The sequence below is a fragment of the Pseudomonas sp. NFACC24-1 genome (assembly GCF_900115235.1).
GTDB lineage: Bacteria > Pseudomonadota > Gammaproteobacteria > Pseudomonadales > Pseudomonadaceae > Aquipseudomonas > Aquipseudomonas fluorescens_AA.
Window position 1 is genome coordinate 1 of the sequence record NZ_FOVS01000001.1, and the last position, 24,922, is coordinate 24,922.

21 protein-coding genes and 1 pseudogene are annotated in these 24,922 nt (G+C 63.2%); 15 read left to right on the forward strand and 7 right to left on the reverse strand.

Going from position 1 to position 24,922, the window contains the following annotated elements:
* Window positions 1-124: pseudogene (locus tag BM317_RS30925) on the reverse strand (IS110 family transposase); the annotation flags it as partial.
* 321 nt (window positions 125-445) lie between these two features.
* Between BM317_RS30925 and glcD the strand changes: the two are divergent.
* From glcD to BM317_RS00025, 5 genes are all read left to right on the forward strand, one after another.
* Entirely contained in the window at window positions 446-1,945 is a 1,500-nt protein-coding gene (glcD, locus tag BM317_RS00005) for a glycolate oxidase subunit GlcD (protein WP_092472604.1), read from the forward strand.
* Window positions 1,945-3,003, forward strand: coding sequence for a glycolate oxidase subunit GlcE (gene glcE / locus BM317_RS00010; RefSeq protein ID WP_092472606.1), 1,059 nt, complete (start codon window positions 1,945-1,947; stop codon window positions 3,001-3,003). Before glcD ends, glcE begins: the two co-directional genes overlap by 1 nt.
* 1 nt (window position 3,004) lies before the next feature.
* Complete coding sequence (gene glcF / locus BM317_RS00015) at window positions 3,005-4,225, forward strand: glycolate oxidase subunit GlcF (RefSeq protein ID WP_092472608.1); 1,221 nt, start codon at window positions 3,005-3,007, stop codon at window positions 4,223-4,225.
* 88 nt (window positions 4,226-4,313) lie between these two features.
* Window positions 4,314-5,690, forward strand: coding sequence for a 2-oxoadipate dioxygenase/decarboxylase HglS (locus BM317_RS00020; protein WP_092176641.1), 1,377 nt, complete (start codon window positions 4,314-4,316; stop codon window positions 5,688-5,690).
* A 298-nt stretch (window positions 5,691-5,988) separates the two neighbouring features.
* Window positions 5,989-6,507, forward strand: coding sequence for an Hcp family type VI secretion system effector (locus BM317_RS00025; protein ID WP_092176637.1), 519 nt, complete (start codon window positions 5,989-5,991; stop codon window positions 6,505-6,507).
* Between the two features lie 376 nt (window positions 6,508-6,883).
* On the opposite strand, the gene BM317_RS30650 is transcribed toward BM317_RS00025, so the two are convergent.
* From BM317_RS30650 to BM317_RS00050, 6 genes are all read right to left on the reverse strand, one after another.
* Window positions 6,884-7,057, reverse strand: coding sequence for a hypothetical protein (locus tag BM317_RS30650; protein WP_170842395.1), 174 nt, complete (start codon window positions 7,055-7,057; stop codon window positions 6,884-6,886).
* A gap of 24 nt (window positions 7,058-7,081) precedes the next feature.
* Entirely contained in the window at window positions 7,082-7,324 is a 243-nt protein-coding gene (locus BM317_RS00030) for a hypothetical protein (protein WP_092176632.1), read from the reverse strand.
* A 65-nt stretch (window positions 7,325-7,389) separates the two neighbouring features.
* Window positions 7,390-8,460, reverse strand: coding sequence for a lipocalin-like domain-containing protein (locus BM317_RS00035; RefSeq protein ID WP_092176628.1), 1,071 nt, complete (start codon window positions 8,458-8,460; stop codon window positions 7,390-7,392).
* Window positions 8,450-10,921, reverse strand: a complete 2,472-nt coding sequence (locus BM317_RS00040; RefSeq protein ID WP_092472610.1) for an ABC transporter permease — start codon at window positions 10,919-10,921, stop codon at window positions 8,450-8,452. Before BM317_RS00040 ends, BM317_RS00035 begins: the two co-directional genes overlap by 11 nt.
* A complete protein-coding gene (locus tag BM317_RS00045; protein ID WP_092472612.1) occupies window positions 10,918-11,586 on the reverse strand; it encodes an ABC transporter ATP-binding protein in 669 nt (222 codons plus the stop codon). Before BM317_RS00045 ends, BM317_RS00040 begins: the two co-directional genes overlap by 4 nt.
* A gap of 226 nt (window positions 11,587-11,812) precedes the next feature.
* Window positions 11,813-13,510, reverse strand: a complete 1,698-nt coding sequence (locus BM317_RS00050; protein ID WP_092472614.1) for a sulfatase-like hydrolase/transferase — start codon at window positions 13,508-13,510, stop codon at window positions 11,813-11,815.
* 375 nt (window positions 13,511-13,885) lie between these two features.
* Here BM317_RS00050 and BM317_RS00055 point away from each other — a divergent pair, with 375 nt between their 5' ends.
* From BM317_RS00055 to BM317_RS00100, 10 genes are read left to right on the forward strand one after another with little or no spacing between them, the layout of a single operon-like run.
* Complete coding sequence (locus BM317_RS00055) at window positions 13,886-15,250, forward strand: UDP-glucose dehydrogenase family protein (protein ID WP_092175628.1); 1,365 nt, start codon at window positions 13,886-13,888, stop codon at window positions 15,248-15,250.
* Window positions 15,247-16,302: an NAD-dependent epimerase gene (locus tag BM317_RS00060; RefSeq protein WP_092472616.1), complete on the forward strand. Its 1,056-nt coding sequence runs from the start codon at window positions 15,247-15,249 to the stop codon at window positions 16,300-16,302. The genes BM317_RS00055 and BM317_RS00060 overlap by 4 nt, the downstream gene beginning before the upstream one ends.
* On the forward strand, window positions 16,299-17,045 hold the full coding sequence (locus BM317_RS00065; protein ID WP_092472618.1) for a sugar transferase: 747 nt from the start codon (window positions 16,299-16,301) through the stop codon (window positions 17,043-17,045). Before BM317_RS00060 ends, BM317_RS00065 begins: the two co-directional genes overlap by 4 nt.
* Complete coding sequence (locus tag BM317_RS00070) at window positions 17,046-17,690, forward strand: CpsD/CapB family tyrosine-protein kinase (RefSeq protein ID WP_060738218.1); 645 nt, start codon at window positions 17,046-17,048, stop codon at window positions 17,688-17,690.
* A 20-nt stretch (window positions 17,691-17,710) separates the two neighbouring features.
* Complete coding sequence (locus BM317_RS00075; protein WP_092472620.1) at window positions 17,711-18,769, forward strand: polysaccharide biosynthesis/export family protein; 1,059 nt, start codon at window positions 17,711-17,713, stop codon at window positions 18,767-18,769.
* 2 nt (window positions 18,770-18,771) lie between these two features.
* Complete coding sequence (locus BM317_RS00080) at window positions 18,772-20,364, forward strand: GumC family protein (protein WP_092175612.1); 1,593 nt, start codon at window positions 18,772-18,774, stop codon at window positions 20,362-20,364.
* On the forward strand, window positions 20,361-21,464 hold the full coding sequence (locus BM317_RS00085; protein WP_060738221.1) for a glycosyltransferase family 4 protein: 1,104 nt from the start codon (window positions 20,361-20,363) through the stop codon (window positions 21,462-21,464). The genes BM317_RS00080 and BM317_RS00085 overlap by 4 nt, the downstream gene beginning before the upstream one ends.
* Entirely contained in the window at window positions 21,461-22,831 is a 1,371-nt protein-coding gene (locus tag BM317_RS00090; protein WP_092472622.1) for an O-antigen ligase family protein, read from the forward strand. Before BM317_RS00085 ends, BM317_RS00090 begins: the two co-directional genes overlap by 4 nt.
* Window positions 22,828-23,787, forward strand: a complete 960-nt coding sequence (locus BM317_RS00095; protein ID WP_092472624.1) for a glycosyltransferase — start codon at window positions 22,828-22,830, stop codon at window positions 23,785-23,787. The genes BM317_RS00090 and BM317_RS00095 overlap by 4 nt, the downstream gene beginning before the upstream one ends.
* Window positions 23,780-24,916: a glycosyltransferase family 2 protein gene (locus tag BM317_RS00100; protein WP_092175599.1), complete on the forward strand. Its 1,137-nt coding sequence runs from the start codon at window positions 23,780-23,782 to the stop codon at window positions 24,914-24,916. The genes BM317_RS00095 and BM317_RS00100 overlap by 8 nt, the downstream gene beginning before the upstream one ends.
* The last annotated feature ends 6 nt before the right edge of the window (window positions 24,917-24,922 follow it).

Genomic DNA, 24,922 nt, shown 5'->3' on the forward strand with positions numbered 1-24,922 from the left:
TGATCGCTGCCTTGGTGTTGGGGATCGCTTCCAGTCGATCTGTTTCTGCGTGATAAATCACCAACTCATCTTTGGCGACATCAACACCCACGATCGGCTTTGCGACAGAAACCGGCATTGCCATTGAAAATCCTCCGGGCTAAGGTTTGAACACTTGAAGGGTTCACCCAGAGGCGCAGGCTTGTTCCTATCGTCGGTCTAGGCCAGATGCATTCTTTATCGGCGCTTGGGTGAAAGGAGGAGGGGTGAAATCTCCCACGGTCTGTACTGCGGCTAACAGTCAGAATCGAGCTTTGTCCCTCCTCCTCCCTTCAAGTCCTACCATACAAGCGAGCTTGCTCGCGATAGCGGCGACATATTCAACATTGGGGCACGCTGACCCACCGCCATCGCGAGCAAGCTCGCTCCCACAAGGAATCGTGGCCGACCGAGGGGTATCGATTTCATGAACATCCTCTACGACGAACACCTCGACGGCCCTTTGCCGAAGGTGGACAAACAAGCCCTGCTGCGAGCCTTCCAGGCACAGATTCCAGACCTGGACATCCTGCACCAGGAGCAAGACCTCAAGCCCTATGAGTGCGATGGCTTGTCGGCCTATCGCACCACACCCCTGCTGGTGGTCTTGCCCAGGCGGGTCGAGCAGGTGCAAGCGCTGCTCAAGCTCTGCCATGAACAGAACGTCCCGGTGGTCGCCAGGGGCGCCGGGACCGGTCTGTCCGGCGGTGCCCTGCCCCTGGCCAGTGGTGTGTTGCTGGTGATGGCGCGATTCAACCAGATCCTGCACATCGACCCCGACGCCCGCACCGCACGGCTTCAGCCGGGTGTGCGCAACCTGGCGATCTCCCAGGCAGCGGCGCCGTTCGGGCTGTATTACGCGCCGGACCCTTCGTCCCAGATCGCCTGTTCCATTGGTGGCAATGTCGCGGAAAATGCCGGCGGCGTGCACTGCCTCAAGTACGGCCTGACGGTGCACAACCTGCTGAAGCTGGAAATCCTCACCGTCGAAGGCGAACGCCTGACCCTGGGCAGCGAAGCCCTGGATTCGCCGGGCCTGGACTTGCTGGCACTGTTCACCGGCTCCGAAGGCTTGCTCGGGGTGATCACCGAAGTGACGGTCAAGCTGCTGCCCCGGCCCCAGGTCGCCAAGGTGCTGCTGGCCAGTTTCGATTCGGTGGACAAGGCCGGGCGGGCGGTGGCCGACATCATCGCCGCCGGCATCATTCCCGGTGGCCTGGAAATGATGGACAACCTGGCGATCCGCGCCGCCGAGGACTTCATCCACGCCGGCTATCCGGTGGACGCCGAAGCGATCCTGCTGTGCGAACTGGACGGGGTCGAGGCCGATGTCCATGACGACTGCGAACGGGTCCGTCAAGTGTTGGAGCAGGCCGGGGCCACCGAGGTGCGCCAGGCGCGGGACGAAGCCGAGCGACTGCGGTTCTGGGCCGGACGCAAGAACGCCTTCCCGGCGGTGGGGCGCCTGGCGCCGGATTATTACTGCATGGACGGCACCATCCCCCGACGCGCCCTGCCCGAAGTGCTGCAGCGCATCGCCAGCCTGGGTGCCGAGTACGGCCTGCGGGTCGCCAATGTATTTCACGCCGGCGACGGCAACATGCACCCACTGATCCTGTTCGATGCCAACCAGCCCGGCGAACTGGAGCGCGCCGAAACCCTGGGTGGGAAAATCCTCGAACTGTGTGTCCAGGTAGGCGGCAGCATCACCGGCGAGCACGGGGTTGGCCGGGAAAAAATCAATCAGATGTGCACGCAGTTCAACAGCGACGAACTGAACCTGTTCCACGCGGTAAAAGCGGCGTTCGATCCCCAAGGCCTGCTCAACCCCGGCAAGAACATCCCGACCCTGCACCGCTGCGCCGAGTTCGGTGCCATGCACATCCATGGCGGGCAGTTGCCGTTTCCCGAACTGGAGCGTTTCTGATGAGCCGCGAAGCCGACCAGGACGCCAGCGACCTGCTGCTCGAACAGGTCAATCGCGCACGAGCCAACGCCACGCCGTTGCGCATCCAGGGTTCGAACAGCAAGGCGTTCCTGGGGCGGGAAGTGGCCGGCGAAGTACTGGACACCCGCGTGCACCGTGGCATCGTCCATTACGACCCCACCGAGCTGGTCATCACGGCGCGGGCCGGCACCCCGCTGCGGGAACTGCTCGCCGCCCTGGAGGCCGCCGGGCAACGCCTGCCCTGCGAACCGCCGGCTTTCGGCGACGACGCCACGGTCGGCGGCATGGTCGCCGCCGGGCTGTCGGGGCCGCGTCGCCCCTGGGCGGGTTCGGTGCGCGACTTCGTCCTGGGTACGCGCCTGATCAGCGGCCACGGCACCGTGCTGCGCTTCGGCGGTGAGGTGATGAAGAATGTCGCCGGCTATGATCTCTCGCGCCTGCTGGCCGGCAGTTTCGGTTGCCTGGGGGTGATTACCGAAGTGTCCTTGAAGGTCCTGCCCAAGCCCCGGCACAGCCTGAGCATCCGTCTGGAACTGGGCAGCGCCGAAGCCTTGGAGACACTCGCCGAATGGGGCCGCCAGCCCCTGCCCATCAGCGCCGCCAGCCATGACGGCGACTGCCTGCACCTGCGCCTGGAGGGGGGCGAAGGCTCGGTCAGCGCCGCTCATCAACGTTTTGGTGGCGAGGTGATCGACGATCGATACTGGACGGCACTGAATGAACATCGGTTGGCATTTTTCGACGAAGGCTTGCCGCTGTGGCGCCTGTCATTGCCCAACCACACCGGCCCCCTCACCCTGCCCGGCGCTCAACTGATCGATTGGGGTGGCGCGCAACGCTGGTTGAAAACCGAGGCCGGCACAGTGCAAGCCCTGGCCCATGAAGTGGGCGGCCATGCCACCTGCTATCGCCAGGGTGCCAGCGACACACCGTTCCAGCCACTGGCCCCGGCGCTGCTACGTTATCACCGGCAACTCAAGGCCCAGCTCGACCCGCTGGGACTGTTCAACCCTGGTCGAATGTACCCGGAGCTCTAGCATGCAGACTCGGTTCAGTGAGCAAAGCAAAAACCTGCCCCGGGCCGAAGAAGCCGAACGGATCCTGCGCAGTTGCGTGCATTGCGGTTTCTGCAATGCCACCTGCCCCACCTACCAATTGCTTGGCGATGAACTGGACGGCCCGCGAGGCCGCATCTACCTGATCAAGCAAGTGCTCGAAGGCCAGCCGGCGACAGCCAGCACCCAGTTGCACCTGGATCGCTGCCTGTCGTGTCGCAACTGCGAGACCACCTGCCCGTCCGGCGTGGATTACCACAACCTGCTGGATATCGGCCGGGCGGTGGTCGACCAAGCCGTACCGCGCCCCGCCGGCCAACGCGCACTGCGCCTGGGGTTGCGCAGCCTGGCCGTCAGTCCCGAACGGTTCAAGGCCCTGCTGCGCCTCGGCGCGGTCTTCCGTCCGTTGCTGCCGACGAACCTGAGCGCCAAGTTGCCCCACCCCGCCCCATCCCACAACGACCGCCCACCGCTGCGCCATGGGCGGAAGGTGTTAATGCTCGAAGGCTGCGTGCAACCGGGCCTGTCGCCCAACACCAACGCCTCGGCAGCGCGAGTGCTGGATCGACTCGGCATCAGCGTGATCCCTTGTGCGCTGGCCGGCTGCTGCGGTGCGCTGGATTATCACCTCGATGCCCAGGCCACCGGACTGGACCGCGCCCGACAGAACATCGACGCCTGGTGGCCGCACTTGGAGCACGGCGCCGAAGCCATCGTCCAGACCGCCAGCGGTTGCGGCGCCTTCATCAAGGACTACGGGCACCTGCTGGAACATGACCCTGCCTATGCCGCCAAGGCCAAGCAGGTAAGCGAACGAGCGCTGGACCTGGTGCAAGTGCTCGGCAACGAACCGCTGGAACAGATCTGCGCGGCCAGGAACCAGCGCATCGCCGTCCATTGCCCCTGCACCTTGCAGCACGCGCAAAAACTCGGCGGCAGCATCGAAGCACTGTTGACGCGGCTGGGTTTCAACCTCACCGAGGTGCCCGACGGCCATTTGTGTTGCGGTTCGGCCGGCACCTATTCGCTGACCCAGCCGGCCTTGGCGCGGCAGTTACGCGACAACCGCCTCAATGCCCTGGAAAGCGGCCAGCCGGAGATGATCGTCACGGCCAACGTTGGCTGCCAGAACCACCTCGACGGCGCCGGTCGCACGCCCGTGCGGCACTGGATCGAGCTGGTGGATCAGTCCCTGGCAGAATGAAGTCCTGAAGATTCTTCGTTTGCCGGGGCCGGCGAAGGCTGCGATCTTTCGTTCAACTTTCCCACAGCCCTCGCCAGGAATTCTCACGATGAGCTTCGTCAGCCCCGACCTGATCCGCCAACGCTTCTCCAGAGCGATGTCCGACATGTACCGCGACGAGGTGCCGTTGTATGGCGCCCTGATGAAGCTGGTGGAACACACCAACGCCCAGGTGCTGGCCGAACAGCCGCAACTGGCGGAACACCTGCGCAGCACCGGCGAGCTCGAGCGCCTGGACCTGGAACGCCACGGCGCGATTCGCGTCGGCACCGCCGCCGAACTGGCGACCCTGGGGCGACTGTTTGCGGTCATGGGCATGCAGCCGGTGGGCTACTACGACCTCACGCCGGCCGGGGTGCCGGTGCATTCCACAGCGTTTCGCGCCGTGCATGAAAGCGCGTTGCAGGTGAGCCCGTTCCGAGTGTTTACCTCGCTGCTGCGCCTGGAACTGATCGAGAATTCCGAGCTGCGGGCCTTTGCCGAGTCGGTGCTGGCCAAACGGCAGATCTTCACCCCCGCCGCCCTGGAGCTCATTGACCTGGCCGAGCGCCAGGGTGGCCTGACGCAAGCCCAGGCCGAGGACTTCGTCCTGCAGGCCCTGGAAACCTTCCGCTGGCACCACAGCGCCACCGTCACCGCCGAACAGTACCGGCAACTGAGCGCCCAGCATCGCCTGATCGCCGACGTGGTGGCGTTCAAGGGCCCACACATCAATCACCTGACGCCGCGCACCCTGGACATCGACATCGTCCAGGCGCGGATGCCCGTGCATGGCATTACTCCCAAGGCCGTGATCGAAGGCCCACCCCGTCGCCAATGCCCGATCCTGCTGCGCCAGACCAGTTTCAAGGCACTCGACGAACCCGTCGCCTTCACCGACCAGCCACAGGCCCAAGGCAGTCACAGCGCCCGCTTCGGCGAAATCGAACAACGCGGCGCGGCGCTCACGCCCAAGGGCCGCGCGCTCTACGACCAATTGCTGAATGCCGCACGCGATGCGTTGGGGGCGTTTCCCAACGAAGCCAACGCCGAACGCTACAACGCGTTGATGGCCGAACACTTTGTCGCATTCCCGGACAATCACGATGAGTTGCGCCAGCAGGCATTGGCGTATTTCCGTTACTTCCCGACGCCCAAGGGCCTCGCCGCCAAGGGCACCCTCGAGCCAGCAGCGTCCCTGGAACACTTGCTCGAACAGCAATACCTGCGCGCCGAGCCTTTGGTGTACGAAGACTTCCTGCCGGTCAGCGCCGCTGGCATCTTCCAGTCGAACCTCGGCGATGCCGCCCAGAGCCATTACGCCGGGCAGTCCAATCGCCAGGCCTTCGAAGCGGCGCTGGGGCGAGCGACCATCGATGAGCTGGGGCTGTACGCCCAGACGCAACAGCGCTCCATCGATGAGTGCAGGGCTGCGTTGGGCGTGTAGGCATAAGCCGAAGGATAAAACGGCAAGAAGTTGCCTGACAGGCGCGCAGCGCAGCGCGCTTCCTCGGTGATTCTGCCCGGGTAGAGCGACGTCCGGGTGGGCCGTTAATATCTGCAATGCATCGGGCAAGCGTTTGTGCGCTTTGTTGCCCAACTGAAGGGAATAGCCGCCTTAGCTAAAATCAACTTATTGATATTTATAGTTTTTTTGAATCTGGCATAGCACTTGATAACCGTCAGGCCACCTCGGGGCGATTTCCGTCCCAGGCCCTATCGTTATCCAGGAAGGAGAGCATCCCTTGGCTACCCCCGCATATATGTCCATCGTAGGCACCAAACAAGGTCTGATTACTGCCGGCGCGTTTACCGCCGACTCGGTGGGCAATACCTATCAGGAAGGTCACACAGACCAGATCATGGTGCAGGGCTTCCAACACAACGTATCCATCCCGCGCGACCCTCAGTCTGGTCAGCCAACCGGCCAGCGCATACACAGCCCCATGGTCATCACCAAAGTGTTCGACAAGGCCTCGCCGTTGTTGCTGGGAGCGATGACCGATACCGAACTACTGGTCATAGTTGAAATCAAGTGGTACCGCACTTCGGCCGCCGGAATCCAACAGCACTACTACACCACCACACTGGAGGACGCGATCATCGTCGAGATCAAGGACTACATGCATAACTGCCAAGACCCGGCGAATTCGCATTTCACTCACCTGCAAGATGTACATTTCTCGTTTCGCAAGATCAGGTGGGAGCACATCGCCTGCGGCACCGTGGGTACCGATGACTGGCGTGCACCGACCTCCGGTTAATTCGAAAGCAACGTCATGCACCGGCCAGTTCTACTGGCCGATGCGCATTGAAATGATGAGTGATTGCTTGACACCGAGAGGTGTTCGCCCAGTGCGACGGCCTCGGCAATCCATGCACTGGTAAAGAGCCTGACACTGGGCGAACAGGCACAATAATAATGGAACTTTCAGAGTATGTCCGCGAGGCTGTTTAAATAATTGTTTATTATTGAAACTATGCCGGTTGTGTAGGCGCTGCGTAGGAGCTCCTACACAGCTCCTACACGCATAACTGTACAAACAGTTATACAAAACATGCACAGATGTAAAAGCCATCCGTACAGAAAAATAATTGGCATTACAAAACTCTTTTTAAGACCAGCCGGCGTGACGTACTTCAGCCACGCCGCCCGGTTTTCTGCGCATCGGTGTCCCCCGCTTCAGGGTCACCCTGTTGCTGTTTACGCTTGGCCGGGTCATTGGGTCGCAAGGCATCGTTATCGCGTTCCACTTCACCGGGCAATGCTGGCGCGTCCGGGTTGGACGGGGTTCGATCGGGGTTGGGCTTCATGGCGAACTCCTTGGATATCGGGATTCAGGCATCGGGGTCGGCGACTTCTTCAGCGACATTGGCATCGGGAGAGCGCTGGTGCAGTTGCTCGGCCTGGTTCTTCAAATCCTGCCAGCGCGCCAGGTCGATGGTGCCCCGGCCGAACAGGTCATTGGCCACCCGCATCAGCTCGGTGAAGTGGGCATCGGGGGACTGCTGCCAATAGGCCTTGTCGTCGAACAACTGCTGCCAGTCGGCCAGCGACGGAAGTTTGAGGTCATCGCTCATGGCGGGCTCCTGCGAGACATTCATCAGTTATGAGGGTCGACGTTCCCAGGGAGTTCCGACGATTCTCAGTAGCCGGTCATTTCCAGGTAACCCGTGCCGCCCTGGTTGCCACTGAGTCGTACCGGGCCTTCCCAGTAGGGAATGCGCAGGTCCATCCAGGCCTTGGGGTTGAGTGCCTGAAGGGTCACATCGAGTTGTTTGCCGGGGATCTTGATGGCCCAGCGTACCGGCATCGAGCGTCCGGCGACCTGGGTGGTGTCCAGAGGCACGAGACTGATCTGTGCGGCGTGCAGGGTTTGCGTCCGGCCCTGGGCATCGATCCAGGTGCCCGTGAGGTACGGCGCGCCGTCCTTGTGGCGCATGCGATAGAGCATCAGGTGTTCGCCATTGTCCAGGTGCAGGGAGAACCAGTCCCAGCCGGTCTGGTTGGCGCTCAAGGGCTGGCTGCTCCATTCGCGGTCGAGCCAGGCCGGGCCGCTGACCGTGTAACGCTGACCGTCGATTTCCAATTCACCGCTGGCCTGGAAAAACGGCTGGCTGTAATAGTAGGACGCCTGCCCCTGTTCGGATTTCTGGCTGAAGCCTTGATCGCCCTGCAACACCAACGGGCGGCTCGACGTCAGGCGCAACGCATAGCTGAAGCGGCGGTCGCGCGCCTTCAATTGCATGTCCGCCAACGGCTCGGCTGCAGCAGCCTGGCTGGTGAATTGCCAGTCGTCGATCCAGGCATCGAAAGGCACCGCCTGCACCCCAGCCTGCCCCACTCCGCCTCGGGCATAACGCTCGGCGGCATGGTGCACGGTGGCGGAAGTGACCGCCGCGTGGCCGAGCCAGATCGTCTGGTTGCGCCAGCCGCTGGCCTGGGGTGCGGCATCCAAGGCGTTGCGAAACAACGTCCATTGCACACCGAAATCCCGGCCCTGGGCATCCTTGAGGTTGGCAGTGACGTACCACCACTCGATACGGAAACCGTCATGAATGCCGTGGTCGGCCGGAAAACTGAACGCCCGCCCAGGCACGACAGGCGTGAACGCGACGGCCTGGTCGCCGAGGCCGGCAAAGCCCTTTTGAGGCGGCTCTGAGTCATCACAACCGCTGAGCAGCGCCAGCAGCAACACGCCAATTTTAATCTTCATGGGCAAAGGTCCTCAGCAGATCCGCCGGCTGCGTGCGGTACAACGCATACAGCGGCCAGGCCGATGCCAGGAGCGTGGCGAGCATCGCCAGGGCCAGCAACTGCACCAATTGCAACGGGAACACCCGCAATGGCAGGCGCCAGCCGAAGGCCTGCACATTGATCACCGCGTCCAGGCACCAGGCCAGGGCAATGCCCAGCGGCAAGGCCAGGACCAGGGTCAGCAGCGCCAGCAACCAGGTCTGGCCGAGGTTGAGCAACATCAATTGCCGACGCGTCACTCCCAGTGCCCACAGCGGCGCCAACTGACCGAGACGACTCTGGCTCTGGGTCAGCAGGCTGATGAACAACGCCACCCCCGCCACCGCCAGGGTCAGGCTGTTAAGGGCGGCGGTGGCGGCGAAGGTGCGCTCGAACACCTGGGTCGACCAGCCCTTGAGCCGGGCCTGATCGACGATGCGGCTGTCGTCCAGGCTGAACCGGCTCTGCAACGCCGTCAGCATCGAAGCCATCGCGGACGGCTCGATACGCAGGTTAAAGCGATTCGGCGTCAGGTTCGGCCAGTGCGCCAGCAAATGATCGGCATTGACCAGCACATGCCCCTTGGGGTTGCCATAGTCGGCATAGATCCCGACGACCCGCGACGTCCACGGCCCGGTGGGTGTCGGGATGGTCAACGGGTCGCCAATCCTCGCCTTGAGGCGCCGGGCCAGCTGTTCGCTGAGCATCAGCGTGTCGGCGTGGATGAGTTGCCCCCAAGGCTCGTCACCGGCCGACTCCAACAGCGGCCAATGCTGGCGATAGTGGGGATGATCGATGATGCCGTAGATATCCGTCGGCCAGCCTTGCAGCGGGATCGATACCTGCCAGATGGGCACGACGGCAGTGATCGCCGGTTGCTGCTTGAGCCAGGCGTGCAACTCTACCGCCTGGGCCGGGGTTTGCGGGTTGATGTACAACTCGGCGGTCAGCCGTTGTTCGAGCCAGTTACTGAAGGTCTGGCGGAAACCGGCGGTCATGCTGCCGGCACCGATATTCGCCGCCAATGCCAGCAGCAAAGCCATCAGCGCCAGGCTCAGCGTCGGCAATTGCTGGCGGCAATCGGCGAGAAACCATTGCCCGAGCACCGAGCGGTTGCGGCGCAGTAGCTGCTTCAGCGCACTGCTGAGCAACACCGGCAAGGCCAGCGCCGCACCCAGCAACAAGGCGGTCATCAGGACAAAACCGCTGGCCAGGCTATCGCCCCAGACCAACGCCGAAGCGGCAATCAACGCCGCCCCTGTCGCCACCCAACCCTGGCGTTGCAGCCAGCGCCCATGGGCCTGATGCCAGGCCTGGGAATTGGCCAACGCCAGCAAGGGCAAACGCGCCGCCCGCAACAGGCTGTCGGCTCCGGCCAGCAACGCGCCGAGCAGGCTCAGGCCGACACCGCTGAGCCACCACCCCAGGCTGAGATTCAAATACCCGGCCACTTCGGCGCCGTACAAACCCCGCAGGCTCGCCGCGACATCCGGCAACAACAGGCCCGCCAGCCAGTAGCCGCTGAGTACCCCGGCGATCCCGCCCAGCAAGGCCAGCACACCCAGCTCAATCGCCAGACTGGTGACCAGCACCCGCGCACTGACGCCACAGGCCCGCAGGGTTCGCAGCAGGCTACGACGCTGCTCGAGGGCCAGGCCGATGGCGGCGTGAACGATGAACAGCCCCACCACGAACGATAAAAACCCCAAGGCGTCGAGGTTCAAGTGAAAACTTTCGGTCAGGCGCGACAGGTTGTTTTCTTCATCGGCACGCGTCAATTGCAGCCGATCACGGAAGGCCTCCGGCAACGCGGCGCTGAATGTGGCGGGCAACAACAGCCGCGATAGCTGGTCCGGCAACCCGAGTACGGCCTGGGCAAAACCGATGTCCATCAACAGCACGCCCGGCGCCATGTCCACTTGGACATGCAGCGGCGGCAGCGGTTGCCCATCGACTGTACGAGGCCGGTCGCCCTCGTCCAGCCCCAAGGCCTGCAAGGTCTGCGGGGCGACCCACGTGCGACCGGGGCCGGTAAAAAACTCGACCACCTCGCTCATGTCCCGCGCTTGCCCCGCCAGTGCCGCACCGGGCGGTAGCGACACCGGCTCGATGCCCATCAGTTGCAGGCGCTGATCCTCGTGCCCCTTGAGCAGCACCCGAGCCTGCAACACCGGCGACACCGGCCAGCCCTGGCGCCGCAAATCGATAAACCATTGCTGAGGGAAGGTGCCGCCACCGGGGGCATTGAGGCTGGCCTGGGGTTCGCCGCCGATCAATTGGCTGGCCCGGGCGTAGCTGTCCCGGGCCTGACTGTTCAGCGCTTGCACGCCGGTGAGCAGGCTGGTGGCGAGCCAGAGGCCGGTCAGCACGCTGAAGAATTGCACCGGGTGTTGGCGCCAATGGCTGAGCAGGGCCTTGAGGGTCTGGCGAAAAATCATCACCCCTGGGCCACCTGCGCCAACCGTCCGCCGTGCAACACCACGCGTTGGGCCAGGCGAGCAGCCACTCGTGGACTGTGGGTCACCATCAGCAGACTGGTGGGGCTGCCCTCCAGCAGTTCCAGCAACAGTTGCAGCACTTCGTCGCTGGTGGCTTCATCGAGGCTGCCGGTGGGTTCGTCGGCCAGCAACAAGGGCGGGCGCGAGGCCAGCGCCCGCCCCAGCGCCACCCGTTGCTGCTGGCCGCCGGAAAGCTGTTCAGGGTAACGTCGCAGCAACGCTGCAAGCCCGAGCCGCTGCACCAGATGGGCTTGCCAGGCCGCGTCATGACGGCCGCACAGGCGCGCCTGGAACGCCAGGTTGTCTTCCACCGACAAGCTGCTGATGAGGTTGAACTGCTGGAACACCAGGCCGATTTCCGTGCGTCGCCAGTTCGCCAGCTGGCTTTCGCTCATGCCGTCGAGCCGATATTCACCACTGCGGATGCTGCCGCGATCCACCTTGTCCAGCCCGGCGACCAGGTGCAGCAAGGTGCTCTTGCCACTGCCGGACTCCCCCATCAGCGCCAGGCTGCTGCCGGGCATCAGGGTCAGGTCGACGCCCTGCAGCACCGGTAACGGGCCTTGGGGCGTGAGGTAGCTTTTAAAGACATTGCGGACTTCAAGCATGAACAGGCTCGATGAATGAACGTGTGGCTCAGGATAGCGGAATTAGCCGCAATGCCGGCCCAGGGGAGAACTCGCGAAGGCGGTGTATCAGCTGGCGGTGATGTGGATGGGCAGGCCTCATCGCGAGCGAGCTTGCTCGCGAAGGCGGCGTCATAGTCAATGAAGATGTTGGATGTGCCGGCCTCATACGAGCATGCCCCACTCCCAAGGAGCTCAGCCTATAGAGTCAATGTCCCACCGCCATTTCAACCTGGCCGGAATGCGGTGTCACGATGTTGTCCAGGTCGATATGTTTCCACGCCGGTTTCGCCCCCAGCCGCGCGTTGAAGCGGTAGTTGAAGGTGAAGTCGTCATCGGTCGGCTGGTTCAGGGATTTTCCATAGGCCGATTCGACCCCGACCGGGTCGTAGCCCATCAACTGCAACAGCGTCGGGAAGATGTTGTAGTGGCTGGAGCGGTCCTTGTTCCGGGCCCAGGCGCTGCGCCAATCGAGGGTCTGCAATTGGCTGCCCTGGATCACCACCAACGGCACCAAGCCTTCTTCGGCCACCGGGTCGCCGCCGCAATGGGTGTTAAGCCCGGGATTGCCGCGCTCGTGCAGATCCTGGCCGTGGTCGGAGGTATAGATCAACACGGCATGGCTCAAATCGGCCTGCTGGAAGATTCGCTTGAAGAACTCGCCGACATTCCACAGCAAGGTGTTCTGGTAGGCGTTGCGGTACAGCAGCCAGTCATCTTGCTGGCCATTGAAACCGTCGCGCCTGCCGGTGTCGGCCACTTCCTGGAACTGCCCGCGCGGCAAGGCCGGGCGGTAGTTCATGAAGTTGTCGGGGTATTTGTCGTGCACTGGAAAATGCGCCCCCACCTTGTTGATCACCACCAGTTCGGCCTGGTGGTCGCCCAACAGCTCGATCAACTTCGCCGCCGCCGCCATGTCGCGGTCACGCACGCTGGCCTGGTCGAATTGGACGAATTCGTCGATGTCCTGTTTTTCCAGGTCGGTCATCAGGTTCTGCAGATTGCCGCCAGTGCGCTGGGCATCGATGTAGACGGTGCGCAAGCCGGCCTGCTTGGCGTACTGCCAGATCGACGGCCGGGTGCTGTTGATGCGCATGTAGTCGGCGCGAGTACCGCCGTAGCGCAAGGTGACATTGGTGTCGGCGCTGCAATTGGCGATGGAAGCCGCGTAGCCGAAATTGAAAATATCCACGCCCACGGGCGGTGTCTTCAGGCCGCTGTGCACGCCAGACGGCGTGTTGATATCGAGGTAATTGCCGCCAATGCTTTCATCGATGATCAGCACGATGTCCTGCTCGATCAAAGACGATCGCCGCGCCAGGGTGACCGGTTCCCGGGGGCCGATGGTGTTGTGCAAGGACTCGTAGGCGAAGAGATTCAAATAGGCCAACGGCGTGTACATCACCGGCAGGCCGCGCGCGCCCTCGCCCGCCCGCACGAACAGCACGCCACTGAGCAACACCACGCCCAGTACGGGCGCGAGCACCGGCAGATAACCGGGCACTCGCAGCGCTCGCCGAGGCTTGAGGGCGATGCCGAACAACAGCAACAAGCCGCCGATCGCCGCGTTGATGATCACCTGGCGATACTGATAGGCCGCTTCCTGGATGAACCCTCCCGAATACACCAGCGAGACGAACTGGCTGTAGGTCAGGTAACTGTCCGTGACCTGGGTGTACACCTCGAAAAAAACCGCTGAAACGAACAGCGCCAAGGCAAACACATGCCTGACCATCGTCTGGCGTATGTAGGCGCACATCCACAGCGCCACCACCAACAGCACGAACATGGCGCCGAACAGCAAGGTTGCCAAGCCCAGGCCCAACGCATCGAGACGGTCGAGGTAATAGGCGTACCCCTTGAGCAGGTACAAAAACAGCAGCAATTCCTTGAGGTAGCGGGCCATGTTTTCCTCGACCGGATCGCAGTGTCAAAAGCACTTCGTTCCTGCACGTTAGCAGCCGATTTTCAAAGCGCAAGAAACCTCTCCCTCGACCACGCGTCAAAAAAAAGTTGCCCCAAAAACGACACGAAAGCAGGTAACAAAATATAAAAATCTATGGATAACGACCGTTTATCGCTTTGTCAAATGCCTGCTACGCCCAGTAAAACAGCCACTTTGCTAGATCAGTCAATGACTTGATATCAAAAGGCCCGATTTCACTTGAATTGCCAACACTGACAACTGTCATTTTGCTGACACGCTTTTCTGAAGCTGCGCTATACCCCTCTAAACAGTTTCATCCGAGTTACATCATTCGGTCTGCGAGGCGCGCCAAAAATGGACGTGAGCGTATTTGGTACGGGGTATGTCGGGTTGATCCAGGCGGCCGCAATGGCCGACGTCGGACACCGCGTTTTGTGCATCGACATCGACCCGAACAAGATCCGGCAACTGCAACAGGCCGTACCCACCATCAGCGAGCCGGGGCTGTCCAATCTGCTCGAAGACAACATCAAGGCCGGACGCCTGTCGTTCAGTTCCCAGGCCAGCGACGCGGTCAATCACGGCGAGCTGATTTTCATCGCCGTCGGCACCCCCGCCGATGAAGACGGCTCGGCTGACCTGAGCCATGTGCTGGCCGTCACCCGGCAGATCGCCGACTTCATGGACAGCGACCGCACCCTGGTCATCAAGTCCACGGTGCCGGTGGGCACCGCCGACAAGGTGGCCGAGTGCGCCCGCCAGACGTTGGCCCGGCGTGGCTTGAAACAGCTGAACGTGCGCGTGGTGTCCAACCCCGAATTTCTCAAGGAAGGCAGCGCCCTGGCCGATTGCATGCGCCCGGACCGGATCATCGTAGGCACCGCCGACCCGCTGGCCCGCGACCAGATGACGGAGCTCTACGCGCCCTTTTGCCGCAACCACGAAAAACTGATGTTCATGGACAACCGCAGCGCCGAACTGACCAAGTACGCCGCCAATGCCATGCTCGCCACCCGCATCAGCTTCATGAACGAACTGGCCAACCTCACCGAACGGCTGGGTGCCGACATAGAAGCGGTGCGCAAGGGCATCGGCTCGGACCCGCGCATCGGTTATCACTTCATCTACCCCGGCTGCGGTTTCGGCGGCTCGTGCTTTCCCAAGGACCTGCGGGCCCTGCTGCACACCGCCGAACAAAGCGGCATGCCGCTGCGCCTGCTGCGCAGCGTCACCGATGTCAACGACAGCCAGCGGCACATCCTCTTCGAGAAACTGGCGAAGCAATTCCCGGATGGCCTGGCCGGCAAGTCGATTGCCATCTGGGGCCTGGCGTTCAAGCCCAACACCGATGACATGCGCGAAGCCCCCAGCCGCTACCTGATGGAAGCGCTGTGGCGCGAAGGTGCCCGGGTCCAGGCCTATGACCCGGAAGCCATGTCCGAATGCCGCCGCCTCTACGGCTATCGCAAGGATCTGAACCTCTGTGCAACCCGCGATGACACCCTGGAAGACGCCGACGCCCTGGTGATCTGCACCGAGTGGAAGAACTTTCGCGTAGTGGATTTCGACCTGCTGGCCAGCAAGTTGCGCGCCCGGGTGATCATCGATGGGCGCAACCTGTACAACCCCGAACACCTGGCCGCCGCCGGGCTGCTGTATCGCGGTATCGGGCTGCGCCACACCGTGCCCGGCACCCCGGCACCAGGGCCACAAGCGTGAACATCCTGGTCACCGGCGCAGCCGGTTTCATCGGCGCCCATGTCACGTTGCGGCTGCTGCGCGACGGCCATCGGGTGTGCGGGCTGGACAATTTCAACGACTACTACGACCCGCAGCTCAAGCACGACCGCGTGGCCTGGGTGAACGACCAGGTCGGCACCTTCCCCTTGGCGCGGCTCGACCTGGCCGACGCATCGGCCATCGACGAATTGTTCCAGGCCCGGCGCCCGGACGTGGTGATTCACCTTGCGGCCCAAGCCGGCGTGCGCTACTCCCTGGAAAACCCGCAGGCCTATGTCGACAGCAACATCACCGGCTTCCTGAACATCCTGGAAAGCTGCCGCCGGTATCCGGTCAAGCACCTGATCTACGCCTCCTCGAGCTCGGTATACGGCGCCAACCCGCGCACGCCTTATTCGGTGCAAGACAACGTCGATCATCCGCTGTCGCTGTACGCGGCCAGCAAAAAATCCAATGAACTGATGGCCCACAGCTACAGCCACCTGTTCGGTATTCCCTGCACCGGCTTGCGGTTCTTTACGGTTTACGGTCCTTGGGGCCGGCCGGACATGTCGCCGATCCAGTTTGCCCGCGCCATCACCGAAGACCGTGTGCTGCAGCTGTTCAACCACGGCGAGCACCAGCGCGATTTCACCTACATCGACGACATCGTCGAAAGCATTGCCCGCCTGATCGAACATGCGCCCCAGGTCACGCCATTGCTGGATCACGAACAACCGGGCCCGGCCACCAGCCGCGCGCCCTGGCGGATCTACAACATCGGCGGGCAGCACCCGGTGGCGCTGCGCACCTATGTCGCGCTGCTGGAAAAACACCTGGGACGCACCGCCCGCGTCGAACTGCTGCCCCTGCAAGCGGGCGATGTGCTCAACACCTGCGCCGACGCCAGCGACCTGGCGCGGGCCACCGGCTTCAAGCCGGGCATCGAACTGGACGACGGCCTGGGCCGCTTCATCCAGTGGTTCCTCGAGTATTACCTAGTGCCTGCCCACGCGCCGCTTGCGGCCCAATCTCAGCGGAGGAGTCTATGACCCGACATGAACAAATCATTACGATCAATGCCCCCGGACGCGATAAGCGTGTCGATCCCGACCACCGCAGGCGCCTGGACGCGGCCATCCATCGCCAGGGTCGTGGTTGGTTGACCGGTCGCGACGGCGGCCGGCCCTGGACAGTCTCGCGCACCAATCGGGTGGTGGCCGGCCTCGGCGCACTGGCGATCCTGGTGGTGTTCTGCCCGCTGTTGCTGGGCCTGGCACTGCTGGTCAAGTTTTCCAGCCCTGGCCCGGTGCTGTTCATACAGAAACGCACCGGCTATCGCGGTCGGGTGTTCGGCATGTACAAGTTCCGCACCATGGTCGCCGACGCCGAAGCCCTCAAGGAGTCGCTGCGCCACCTCAACAAACACGGCGCCGATGCCATCGACTTCAAGATCGACAACGACCCGCGCATCACGCCCATCGGCCGGTTCCTGCGTCGCAGCAGCCTCGACGAACTGCCGAACCTGATCAACGTAGTGACCGGCGACATGCGCCTGGTGGGCCCGCGGCCGACCTCGTTCAACGCCTATCGCTACAAGGACAACCATCTTGTGCGCCTGAGCATCTACCCCGGCATGACCGGCCTGTGGCAGATCTCCGGACGCAGCAATATCGACTTCGACCAGCGCGTGGAATTGGACCTCAGCTATATCGCTGAACAAAGCCTGTGGCTGGACTTGAAGATCCTGATGCTTACCCCCTTCAAAGTTTTCAGCGGCCACGGAGCGAGTTAAATGGACGGCTCAACGAATATCCTGACTATCGCAAGCCCGAGCGAGACCAACCTGACCTCGACCGTGCTCGACCCTTCCCTGCGGACCCTGCTCTTGACGTCCGCCAACACCGGCACCGGTACCAGCACCAGCGCCATGGCACTGGCCGCTCAGCTGGCGCAGATGAGCAACGGTCGCGTCTTGCTGGTGGATGCCAGCCAGTCACCGCGCAACCTCAGCCAGCAACTGGCGTTGCACAAGGAGCGCGGCTTCACCGACCTGTTGTTCAACAGCCTCGCCCCGCCCCTGTTGCAGGACTGCGTGGTGCAGGCGTCCAGCCTGCCCTTCGACGTGCTGCCCCACGGTCGCCTGGGTCGCAATGCCGAACGCCTGAGCCCCGAGCGCCTGCGCCCGCTGTTCAAGCAACTGGCGGCGCAGTACCGCTTTGTGGTGATCGACGCCGACGCGGTGTATTCGGCCAGCGACACGCTGGTGCTCAGCACCCAGGTCGATGGCGTGGTGCTGGTGGTGCGCGGTGAAGACACCCGCTGGGAAGTGGCCCAGGCCGCCCGCCAGCGCCTGTCCCAAGCGGGCGCGAAAGTGGTCGGCAGCGTGTTCAACCGACGCAAGTACTACATGCCCAAGTGGCTCTACAACAACCTGTAAGCCTGCAAAAGGATGACGAGATGAACGCCAGAATGCTTGTCCTGCTGTTGCTGCCGCTTGCCGGTTGCTCCAGCACCAGCGATACCCGCTCGATGCCGGTGCAGATCCTCACGGCCGCACCGGCCAATGCCCAGGCCACCGACATGCCCAAGGTCGAACAGACCCTGCGGCCCCAGGATGTGCTGGATGTGATCTTTCACATCAGCACCACCGGGCCCCAGGCCTATCGGGTGCAGGCGGGCGACCAGGTGGCGCTGAACTTCACCGCCGCCAGCCAGCTCAACGGCACGCAACAGGTGATGCCCGACGGCAGCATCGAACTGCCAGGGGCCAACACCTCGGTGAAAGTCGCCGGCCTGACCACCGACGAAGCCCGCCTGGCGGTCCAGCGTGCCTATGACCAGAAAAGTTTGTTCCAGCCCAACCGCAATCAGTTGACGGTGCTGGTGACCAGCCCGCTGTCCAGCGAGACGAACCTCAGGAACACCTTGACCCACCCGGCCACCGGCATGAGCCGGGAGATCATCGTGGGCCGGGATGGTTACGCAAGCTTCCCGGAAATCGGTTCCGTGCCACTTCAAGGCATGACCGTGACCCAACTGGAAACCTTCCTCAACGAGCGCTATGCCCAGTTGCCAGGCCACATGACCGTCGACGTACTGCTCAAGTCCACCGCCGGCAACGAGATCTATGTCCTCGGCGAAGTGGCGCAGCCTGGTTCCTACCCGATCCGCCGGCCGATCTCGGTCCTCGAGGCCCTGACCCTGGCCCGTGGCACCAACGTCAAGGCCCGGCTCGACTCGGTGGTGATCATGCGCCGCAACGGCAACCAGGTCGAAGCCCGCCACTATGACGTGGAAAAAGCCCTGAGCGGTGACGCCTCGCAGATCGCCTACCTGCAGCCGGAAGACATGCTGTACGTACCCAAGACCGGCCTGGCCAAAGCCGGTGAAATGGCTCGGCAATTGGCCGACGTGGTGCTGTTCCAGGGTGTTGGCGTCAGCTTGGGCTACCGCCTCGATAGCAAAGGCGACAACAGCAGCAGATCCAGTACCGACACTTCTGCAGCAGGTAATTGATCATGAATCCCAAGGAAAATTATTTGCATGAGTTCTTCAGGATCTTCTTCGCCAACAAGCAGTGGGTGAAGCGCGTATTCCTGATCTTCGCCGTGATCGCCCTGGTGCTGCCGTTGATGCTCAAGCAGAGCTTCGACATCACCGCCCAGGTGATCGTCCAGTCGAAAAAACTCTCCCAGGGCGACGCCACCACGTCGCTGAACCAGGAAAACGCCACCTTCATCCCGCCGTCCCTGGCGGACATGGAAACCGAGAGCAATATCCTGCGCTCACCGGCGTTGATCCGGCAGACCATCAGTGCTCTGCGCGACCAGGGCGACTACACCCCAAGCCCGGGCATTCTCAACAAGTGGGTGAGCGAGCCGCTCAAGAAGTACGTCACCCAACCCCTGCGCGAGTACGTCATCAACCCGCTGCGCGATGGCCTGGGGCTGGAGGTCGATCCGGTGCGCGACACGGTGCTCGATACGCTGACCGACGAGGCCATCGAAAACCTGAAAATCGAGACCCTGCCGGGCTCCAACGTCATCTCCATCGTCTACAGTTTCGGCGACCCGGCCCAGGGCACCCGCTTCGTGGCACAGCTGCTGCAAAACTACCTCAGCAACCGCCAGGACCTGCAATCGATCGAACTGCCGCAAACCTTCTATGAGCAGAAGAAAGCCCAATACCAGACCCGTCTCGACGGCCTGGAGGGCACTCGGCTGGGGTTGCTGGAAAACATCGGCTCGTCCGATCCCAAGGAAGAAATCACCTTCCGCCTGAACGCCATCAACACCGAAGAACAGGCCCTGAACCTGTACCAGGATCGCCTGCTGCAAAGCCAGCGCTGGCTCGATTACCTCAAGACCAGCCTGGCGGCAGCGAACAGCTCCCGGTTCAACGACTACACCTTCCCGTTCACCTTCACCACCACCGTGGACAACATTGCCTTCGAGGACCGGGAGATCAAACAACTGGGCGAGCAACTGACCAGCCAGGTCAGCCGCTACATGAATGACCTGGCGATCTTCCAGCCCAGCAGCGAACCGATGTTGCTGGCCCGGGAACAGATCGTCCGCACGCGCCAGCAGTTCCTGAAAGTGGTCAACAACCGGATCCAGGAACGCACCACCGATCTGGCGGTGGTCAGTTCGGTGATCAATCAGAAAGTCGAACGCATCGCCGCCTTCAAGGAGCGCATCCATCAGTTGCAGGAAACCCAAAGCAAGCTGCGGCAAATGGACACCGAGATCAATGCCTTGCATGCGGCCTTCTCCACCTACGCCCAGCGCTTCGCCGAAGCCAGCACCGCGCGCTCGCTGGACAACGACCTGTCCAACGCCCGGGTCCTGAGCCCGCCGTTCGAACCGACCGCTGCGGCCTTTCCCAAGCCGATGCTGATCATTGTCTTCGGCATGTTCAGCGGCCTGTTGCTGGCGATCGCCCTAGTCTATGTGCGTGAGTTCTTCGATCACCGCTTCAAGCACCCAGCGCAAATCACCCGGCAGTTGGAAGTGCCGGTGCTGCTGGTGATCAACGAACAGTCTCCCGAGCAGGTCAATCCGCACCGCAACTGGAGCCTGCCCAGCCTTGTCCATTGGGTGCGAAATTGAACGCGCCGTTCGACCCGCCCCGCCACAGCGGCCCCCTGTCGATCATTCATCTGCTCGACAGCGGTGGCTTCTATGGGGCCGAGCGGATGCTGCTCGATCATTGCCTGGCAACGCCCGGACAGCACGAGGTGCTGTTCCTGGCGGCGCCACCGACGTTGATCACGCGTTTTCGCCAGGCTGGGGTCGATTGCCGTCACTGCGCCAGTTGGGCCGAGCTGTTGCAGCACCTGCGCCAGCGCCGGGACGAGCGACCGCTGATCAACACCCACAACTTCAAAGGGCTGTTGTTCGGCTGGTCGGCGGCGACGCTGCTGCGCCTGCCGCTGGTGATCACCCAGCATGGCTTCACGCCGCGCAGCCCCAAGCAGCGTTTCTACACCTGGCTGAGCCTGCAACTGTGCCGCACCGCCTCGGTCAAGCGAGTGGTCTGCGTGGCCGAGAGCATCGCCACGCTGCACCGCCGGGCCAGCGTGCGGGCGGAGAAACTCGACGTGATCCCCAACGGCCTGCCAGCGGCCAGCACGCCACTGGCCCACCGCACCGACCAGCAACGCTGGCGGGTCGGCTATGTTGGCCGGCTGAGCAGCGAGAAAGGCCCGGACCTGTTCCTCGATGCCATGATCCCCCTGTGCCAGCGGCATTCGTCGCTGCACGCGGTGATGCTCGGCGACGGCCCGGAACGCCAGGCGCTGCTCAAGCGCATCACCGACGCCGGGCTGCCCACGCGCATCGAATTACCCGGCTACCAGACCGACATGAATGCCTGGTGGAGTCGCCTCGACGCGCTGGTGATCAGCTCGCGCACCGAAGGCACCCCGATGATTCTGCTCGAAGCCATGCAGGCCGGCGTGCCAGTGGTGGCATTCGGCGTCGGCGGCATTCCCGACGTGTTGCAGGACCGCCACAACGGCCTGCTCGCGGCACCGGCCGACAGTGCGGACCTGGCGGCGCAGATCGAAACGCTGTTCAGCGAACCGCCCCTGGCGCGGATCCTCGCCGACAACGCACGCCGCACCCAACAGGATCGCTACGACCTGCGCACGCTGGCCGAACGCTGGTCGCAGCTTTACATCCGCACGGCACGGGAGGCTCGCTCATGATTGTCCCACTCTCGATCATCAGCCTGCTGGGCCTGGTGTGCCTGGCGTTGCTGGCCAGCCCTTATCCGTTCCTGGCCCCGGGCGCGGTGCTCGGCCTGGTCGGCGTCGCCGTGCTGTACCGCAAGCCCGGCTGGGGTTTGCTGGGCATTGCCGCGCTGGTGCCATTCGAAGGCCTGTTCAAGGACAGCGCGTTTTCCGGCAGCAAGTTCTTTGGCCTGGCGCTGATCCTGATCTTGATGCTGCAACTGGCCCTGCACCAGATTCCCGCGACACGCTTGCGCAGCAATATCTGGAAGCCTCTGATCGGCTTCATGGTGCTGTATGGCCTGAGCCTGTTGCTCTCGGAAAACATGGACCTGTCCCTGACCCACCTGCGAGAGCTGACGGTGGGGCTGATTCTCTTCGTGATCACCCTGCTGATCGGTCGCGAACTGAACCTGGACCTGTTCGCCCGCCTGATGACGGTGAGCGTCTCCACCACGTGCGTGCTCGCGATGTTCTCGGCCCAATATCAGGATCAGGGCCGCGCATCCGGCCTGCTGGAAGACCCCAACGTCTTTGCGCTGTTGATTGCGTTCACCATACCGCTGGCCTTGTGGCTGGTGCTGCGCAGTCCGAACCTGTTGCACCGATTGTTCTGGAGCGCAGGGTTCATCCTGTTGCTCGGCGGCATGACCAAGACCGAGTCGCGCTCCGGACTGGTGGTGCTGTTGCTCAGCCTGGTGATCGGCTTGTACCACTATCGTGCGCAGCTGCCGCGCATCCGTCCGCGGCACCTGGGCTTCGCCATGCTTGGGCTGGCACTGTTGATTCCCCTGGCGGTCGCTGTGATGCCCGCCGGCTACGTGGCACGCATCCAGTCGTTGAGCATCCTCAGCGCCGGCGTCAATGCCCACAAGGACGAATCCCTGGGCCGCCGTGCCTCGTACATCCTGGTCGGCAGCCAGATGATCCGCGAGAACCCGATACTCGGGTCAGGGCCCGGAACCTTTCCCCTGCACTACGCCCCCACCGGCTATGCCAAGGCGTTCTCGGCCAACCGCAAGCTGGGGGACCTGTATCGCCGGGCCCATAACACCTACCTGGAAATCTTCAGCGAAATCGGCGTGCCGGGCGGGCTGATGTTTGTCGGCATGCTTGGCCTTGGCCTGTACAACCTGCTGCACGCCCGTCGGCTCTGGTTGCAGCGCCGCGACTGGGCGCAGGCGGACCTGCTGACTCACCTGGGCATGAGTTTCCTGTCGCTGGGGTTGTTCCTGATGTTTCTCAGCGCGCCGAACCACAAGTTGCTGTGGATCATGCTCGCCCTCACCAGCGTGTTGCGCTACGACGCCGAACAGGCCGCGCCACAGGAGGCTCGCCCATGAGTGGCGTCAGCATTGTGATCCCGATGTACAACGAGGCCCGGCACATCGGCCGGACCCTGCAGGCGGCCCAGGAAGCAGCCCGCCAGGCAGGCTTGGCGTGCGAGTTGATCGTGGTGGACAACGGCTCCGACGACCACGGCCCGCGCATCGCCAACGAGATGGGCGCCCGGGTGCTGATCGTCCCGGGCGTGCATATCGGCGCCCTGCGCAATCGCGGCGCCGCCCTCGCCAGCGGCGACTGGCTGGCGTTCATCGACGCCGACATCGAGATGCCGGCCGACTGGCTCAAGCTGTTGCTGGAGCTTGAAGGCCACCAGGGCGACGTACTGGGCCTGGACCTGGACACGCCCCGGGAGGCACCGTGGTTCGCCGAAGCCTGGCAGCGCCGCAGTCAACGTCCGGGGTCACGCCTCTTGCATCGGGTGCAGTGGCTGCCCAGCGCCAACCTGTTGATGCGTCGTAGTTGGTTCGAACGGGTCGGCGGCTTCGACGAAACCCTGCGTACCGGCGAAGACAAGGATTTTTCCCTGCGCCTGCGCCAGGCCGACGCGCAATTGCTGTTGGTCAACGAAAGCGTAGCCCTGCACTGGGGCTACGAAGGCAGTTGGCGCGAGTGGATGAGCAAAGAGCTGTGGCGCCAGGGCAGTCATCTGCAATTGCTGCGCAGCCATGGCCCAAGCCTGCGCCTGCTGCGCTTCCCGGCCCTGTCCGTCGGCGCCTGGTGCTTGGACCTGCTGGCCTTGCTCGCGGTACTCCAGGGGCAGTTGCACCTGGCACTGATGCTGTTGCTGGTCACTGCGCTGCCGCCTCTGCTGCTGAGCCTGCGCCAGAGCCGGCGCGCCCCATGCCTGACACTGCAATTGTGGGCTTTGCATGGGGTGCGCCTGCACCTGACCGGCGCCGCCTTGCTGCTCAACCTGTGTCATTGGAACGTCAGGAGACCTGCCCGTGGCTGAGTTCATTTATTGGTCGTGCCTGCTGCTGCCGGTGTACGCCTACCTCGGTTATCCCTTGATGCTGAGCCTGCTGGTGCCGCTGTTTCCGCTGCGGCGCTACGGCAAGGCATATCCGATGGACGTGAGCATCGTCATTGCCGCCCACAACGAGGCGCGGCACATCGAAGCGAAGTTGCGCACCCTGCTGGCCCAGGACTATCGGGCCCATTCACTGCAAATCATCCTCGCCAGCGACGGCTCCACCGACGATACGGTGGTGTGCGCACGCAGAGTGATCGACCCGCGCATTACCGTGCTCGACCTGCCGCGCCAGGGCAAGGCCGCCGCCCTCAATACCGGTGTCGCCCACAGCCGCGGCGAGATCCTGGTGTTCACCGACGCCGACAACCAATGGGCCACCGATACCCTCGGCCACCTGCTGGCGCCCCTGGGCGATCCGGAAGTCGGCGCCTGTGCCGGGCACATGGAGATCCCGGTGCCGGGCAAGGGGCTGAGCCTGGGCGACAGCCTGTATCGCCACTACGAAGGCTGGTTGCGACGGGTGGAGAGCCGCGCCGGCTGCATGGTCTCGGCCGACGGTGCCCTGCTGGCTTTGCGTCGGGTGCTGTTCCAGCCGATCCCGGCCCAGGTCAACGATGACTTTTTCCTCAGCACCTGCGCACCGGCCGCCGGCAAGTCCATCGTCTACGTGCCACGGGCCCGAGTAACCGACCAGGGCGTGGACGAGGCCGACAAGCAGTTTCGCCGGCGCCAGCGAGTCACCGTTGGCGGGTTGCAGAGCCTGGCCCAACGCCGGGAGCTGCTCAACCCGTTGCGGCATGGGCTCTACGCCATCGGGCTGATCAGTCACAAGTTGATCCGCCGCCTGGCGCCGGTGTTGCTGCTGCCCCTGTTGCTGAGCAATGCCTGGCTGTGGAACGACCATCCGTTCTATCGCCTGAGCCTGCTGGCGCAGTTGCTCGGCTACACCATGGCGCTGATCGGCTTGATGGATGCCGACCACCGTTTGCCCCGGCCCTTTCGTCTGGCGGCGTTCGTGCTGGTGACACTGGCGGGCATGAGTATCGGGCTCTGGCAGTTCCTGCGGGGGCATCGCTACAGCCAATGGAACCCCGAGCAGAATCGCTAAGGAGAA

What these genes read in the sequence shown, in the direction of transcription:
- glcD (WP_092472604.1), top strand. Translation starts at nt 446, where the DNA reads ATGAACATCCTCTACGACGAACACCTCGACGGCCCTTTGCCGAAGGTG.
- glcE (WP_092472606.1), top strand. Translation starts at nt 1,945, where the DNA reads ATGAGCCGCGAAGCCGACCAGGACGCCAGCGACCTGCTGCTCGAACAG.
- glcF (WP_092472608.1), top strand. Translation starts at nt 3,005, where the DNA reads ATGCAGACTCGGTTCAGTGAGCAAAGCAAAAACCTGCCCCGGGCCGAA.
- BM317_RS00020 (WP_092176641.1), top strand. Translation starts at nt 4,314, where the DNA reads ATGAGCTTCGTCAGCCCCGACCTGATCCGCCAACGCTTCTCCAGAGCG.
- BM317_RS30650 (WP_170842395.1), bottom strand. Translation starts at nt 7,057, where the DNA reads ATGAAGCCCAACCCCGATCGAACCCCGTCCAACCCGGACGCGCCAGCA.
- BM317_RS00030 (WP_092176632.1), bottom strand. Translation starts at nt 7,324, where the DNA reads ATGAGCGATGACCTCAAACTTCCGTCGCTGGCCGACTGGCAGCAGTTG.
- BM317_RS00035 (WP_092176628.1), bottom strand. Translation starts at nt 8,460, where the DNA reads ATGAAGATTAAAATTGGCGTGTTGCTGCTGGCGCTGCTCAGCGGTTGT.
- BM317_RS00045 (WP_092472612.1), bottom strand. Translation starts at nt 11,586, where the DNA reads ATGCTTGAAGTCCGCAATGTCTTTAAAAGCTACCTCACGCCCCAAGGC.
- BM317_RS00050 (WP_092472614.1), bottom strand. Translation starts at nt 13,510, where the DNA reads ATGGCCCGCTACCTCAAGGAATTGCTGCTGTTTTTGTACCTGCTCAAG.
- BM317_RS00055 (WP_092175628.1), top strand. Translation starts at nt 13,886, where the DNA reads ATGGACGTGAGCGTATTTGGTACGGGGTATGTCGGGTTGATCCAGGCG.
- BM317_RS00065 (WP_092472618.1), top strand. Translation starts at nt 16,299, where the DNA reads ATGACCCGACATGAACAAATCATTACGATCAATGCCCCCGGACGCGAT.
- BM317_RS00070 (WP_060738218.1), top strand. Translation starts at nt 17,046, where the DNA reads ATGGACGGCTCAACGAATATCCTGACTATCGCAAGCCCGAGCGAGACC.
- BM317_RS00075 (WP_092472620.1), top strand. Translation starts at nt 17,711, where the DNA reads ATGAACGCCAGAATGCTTGTCCTGCTGTTGCTGCCGCTTGCCGGTTGC.
- BM317_RS00080 (WP_092175612.1), top strand. Translation starts at nt 18,772, where the DNA reads ATGAATCCCAAGGAAAATTATTTGCATGAGTTCTTCAGGATCTTCTTC.
- BM317_RS00090 (WP_092472622.1), top strand. Translation starts at nt 21,461, where the DNA reads ATGATTGTCCCACTCTCGATCATCAGCCTGCTGGGCCTGGTGTGCCTG.
- BM317_RS00095 (WP_092472624.1), top strand. Translation starts at nt 22,828, where the DNA reads ATGAGTGGCGTCAGCATTGTGATCCCGATGTACAACGAGGCCCGGCAC.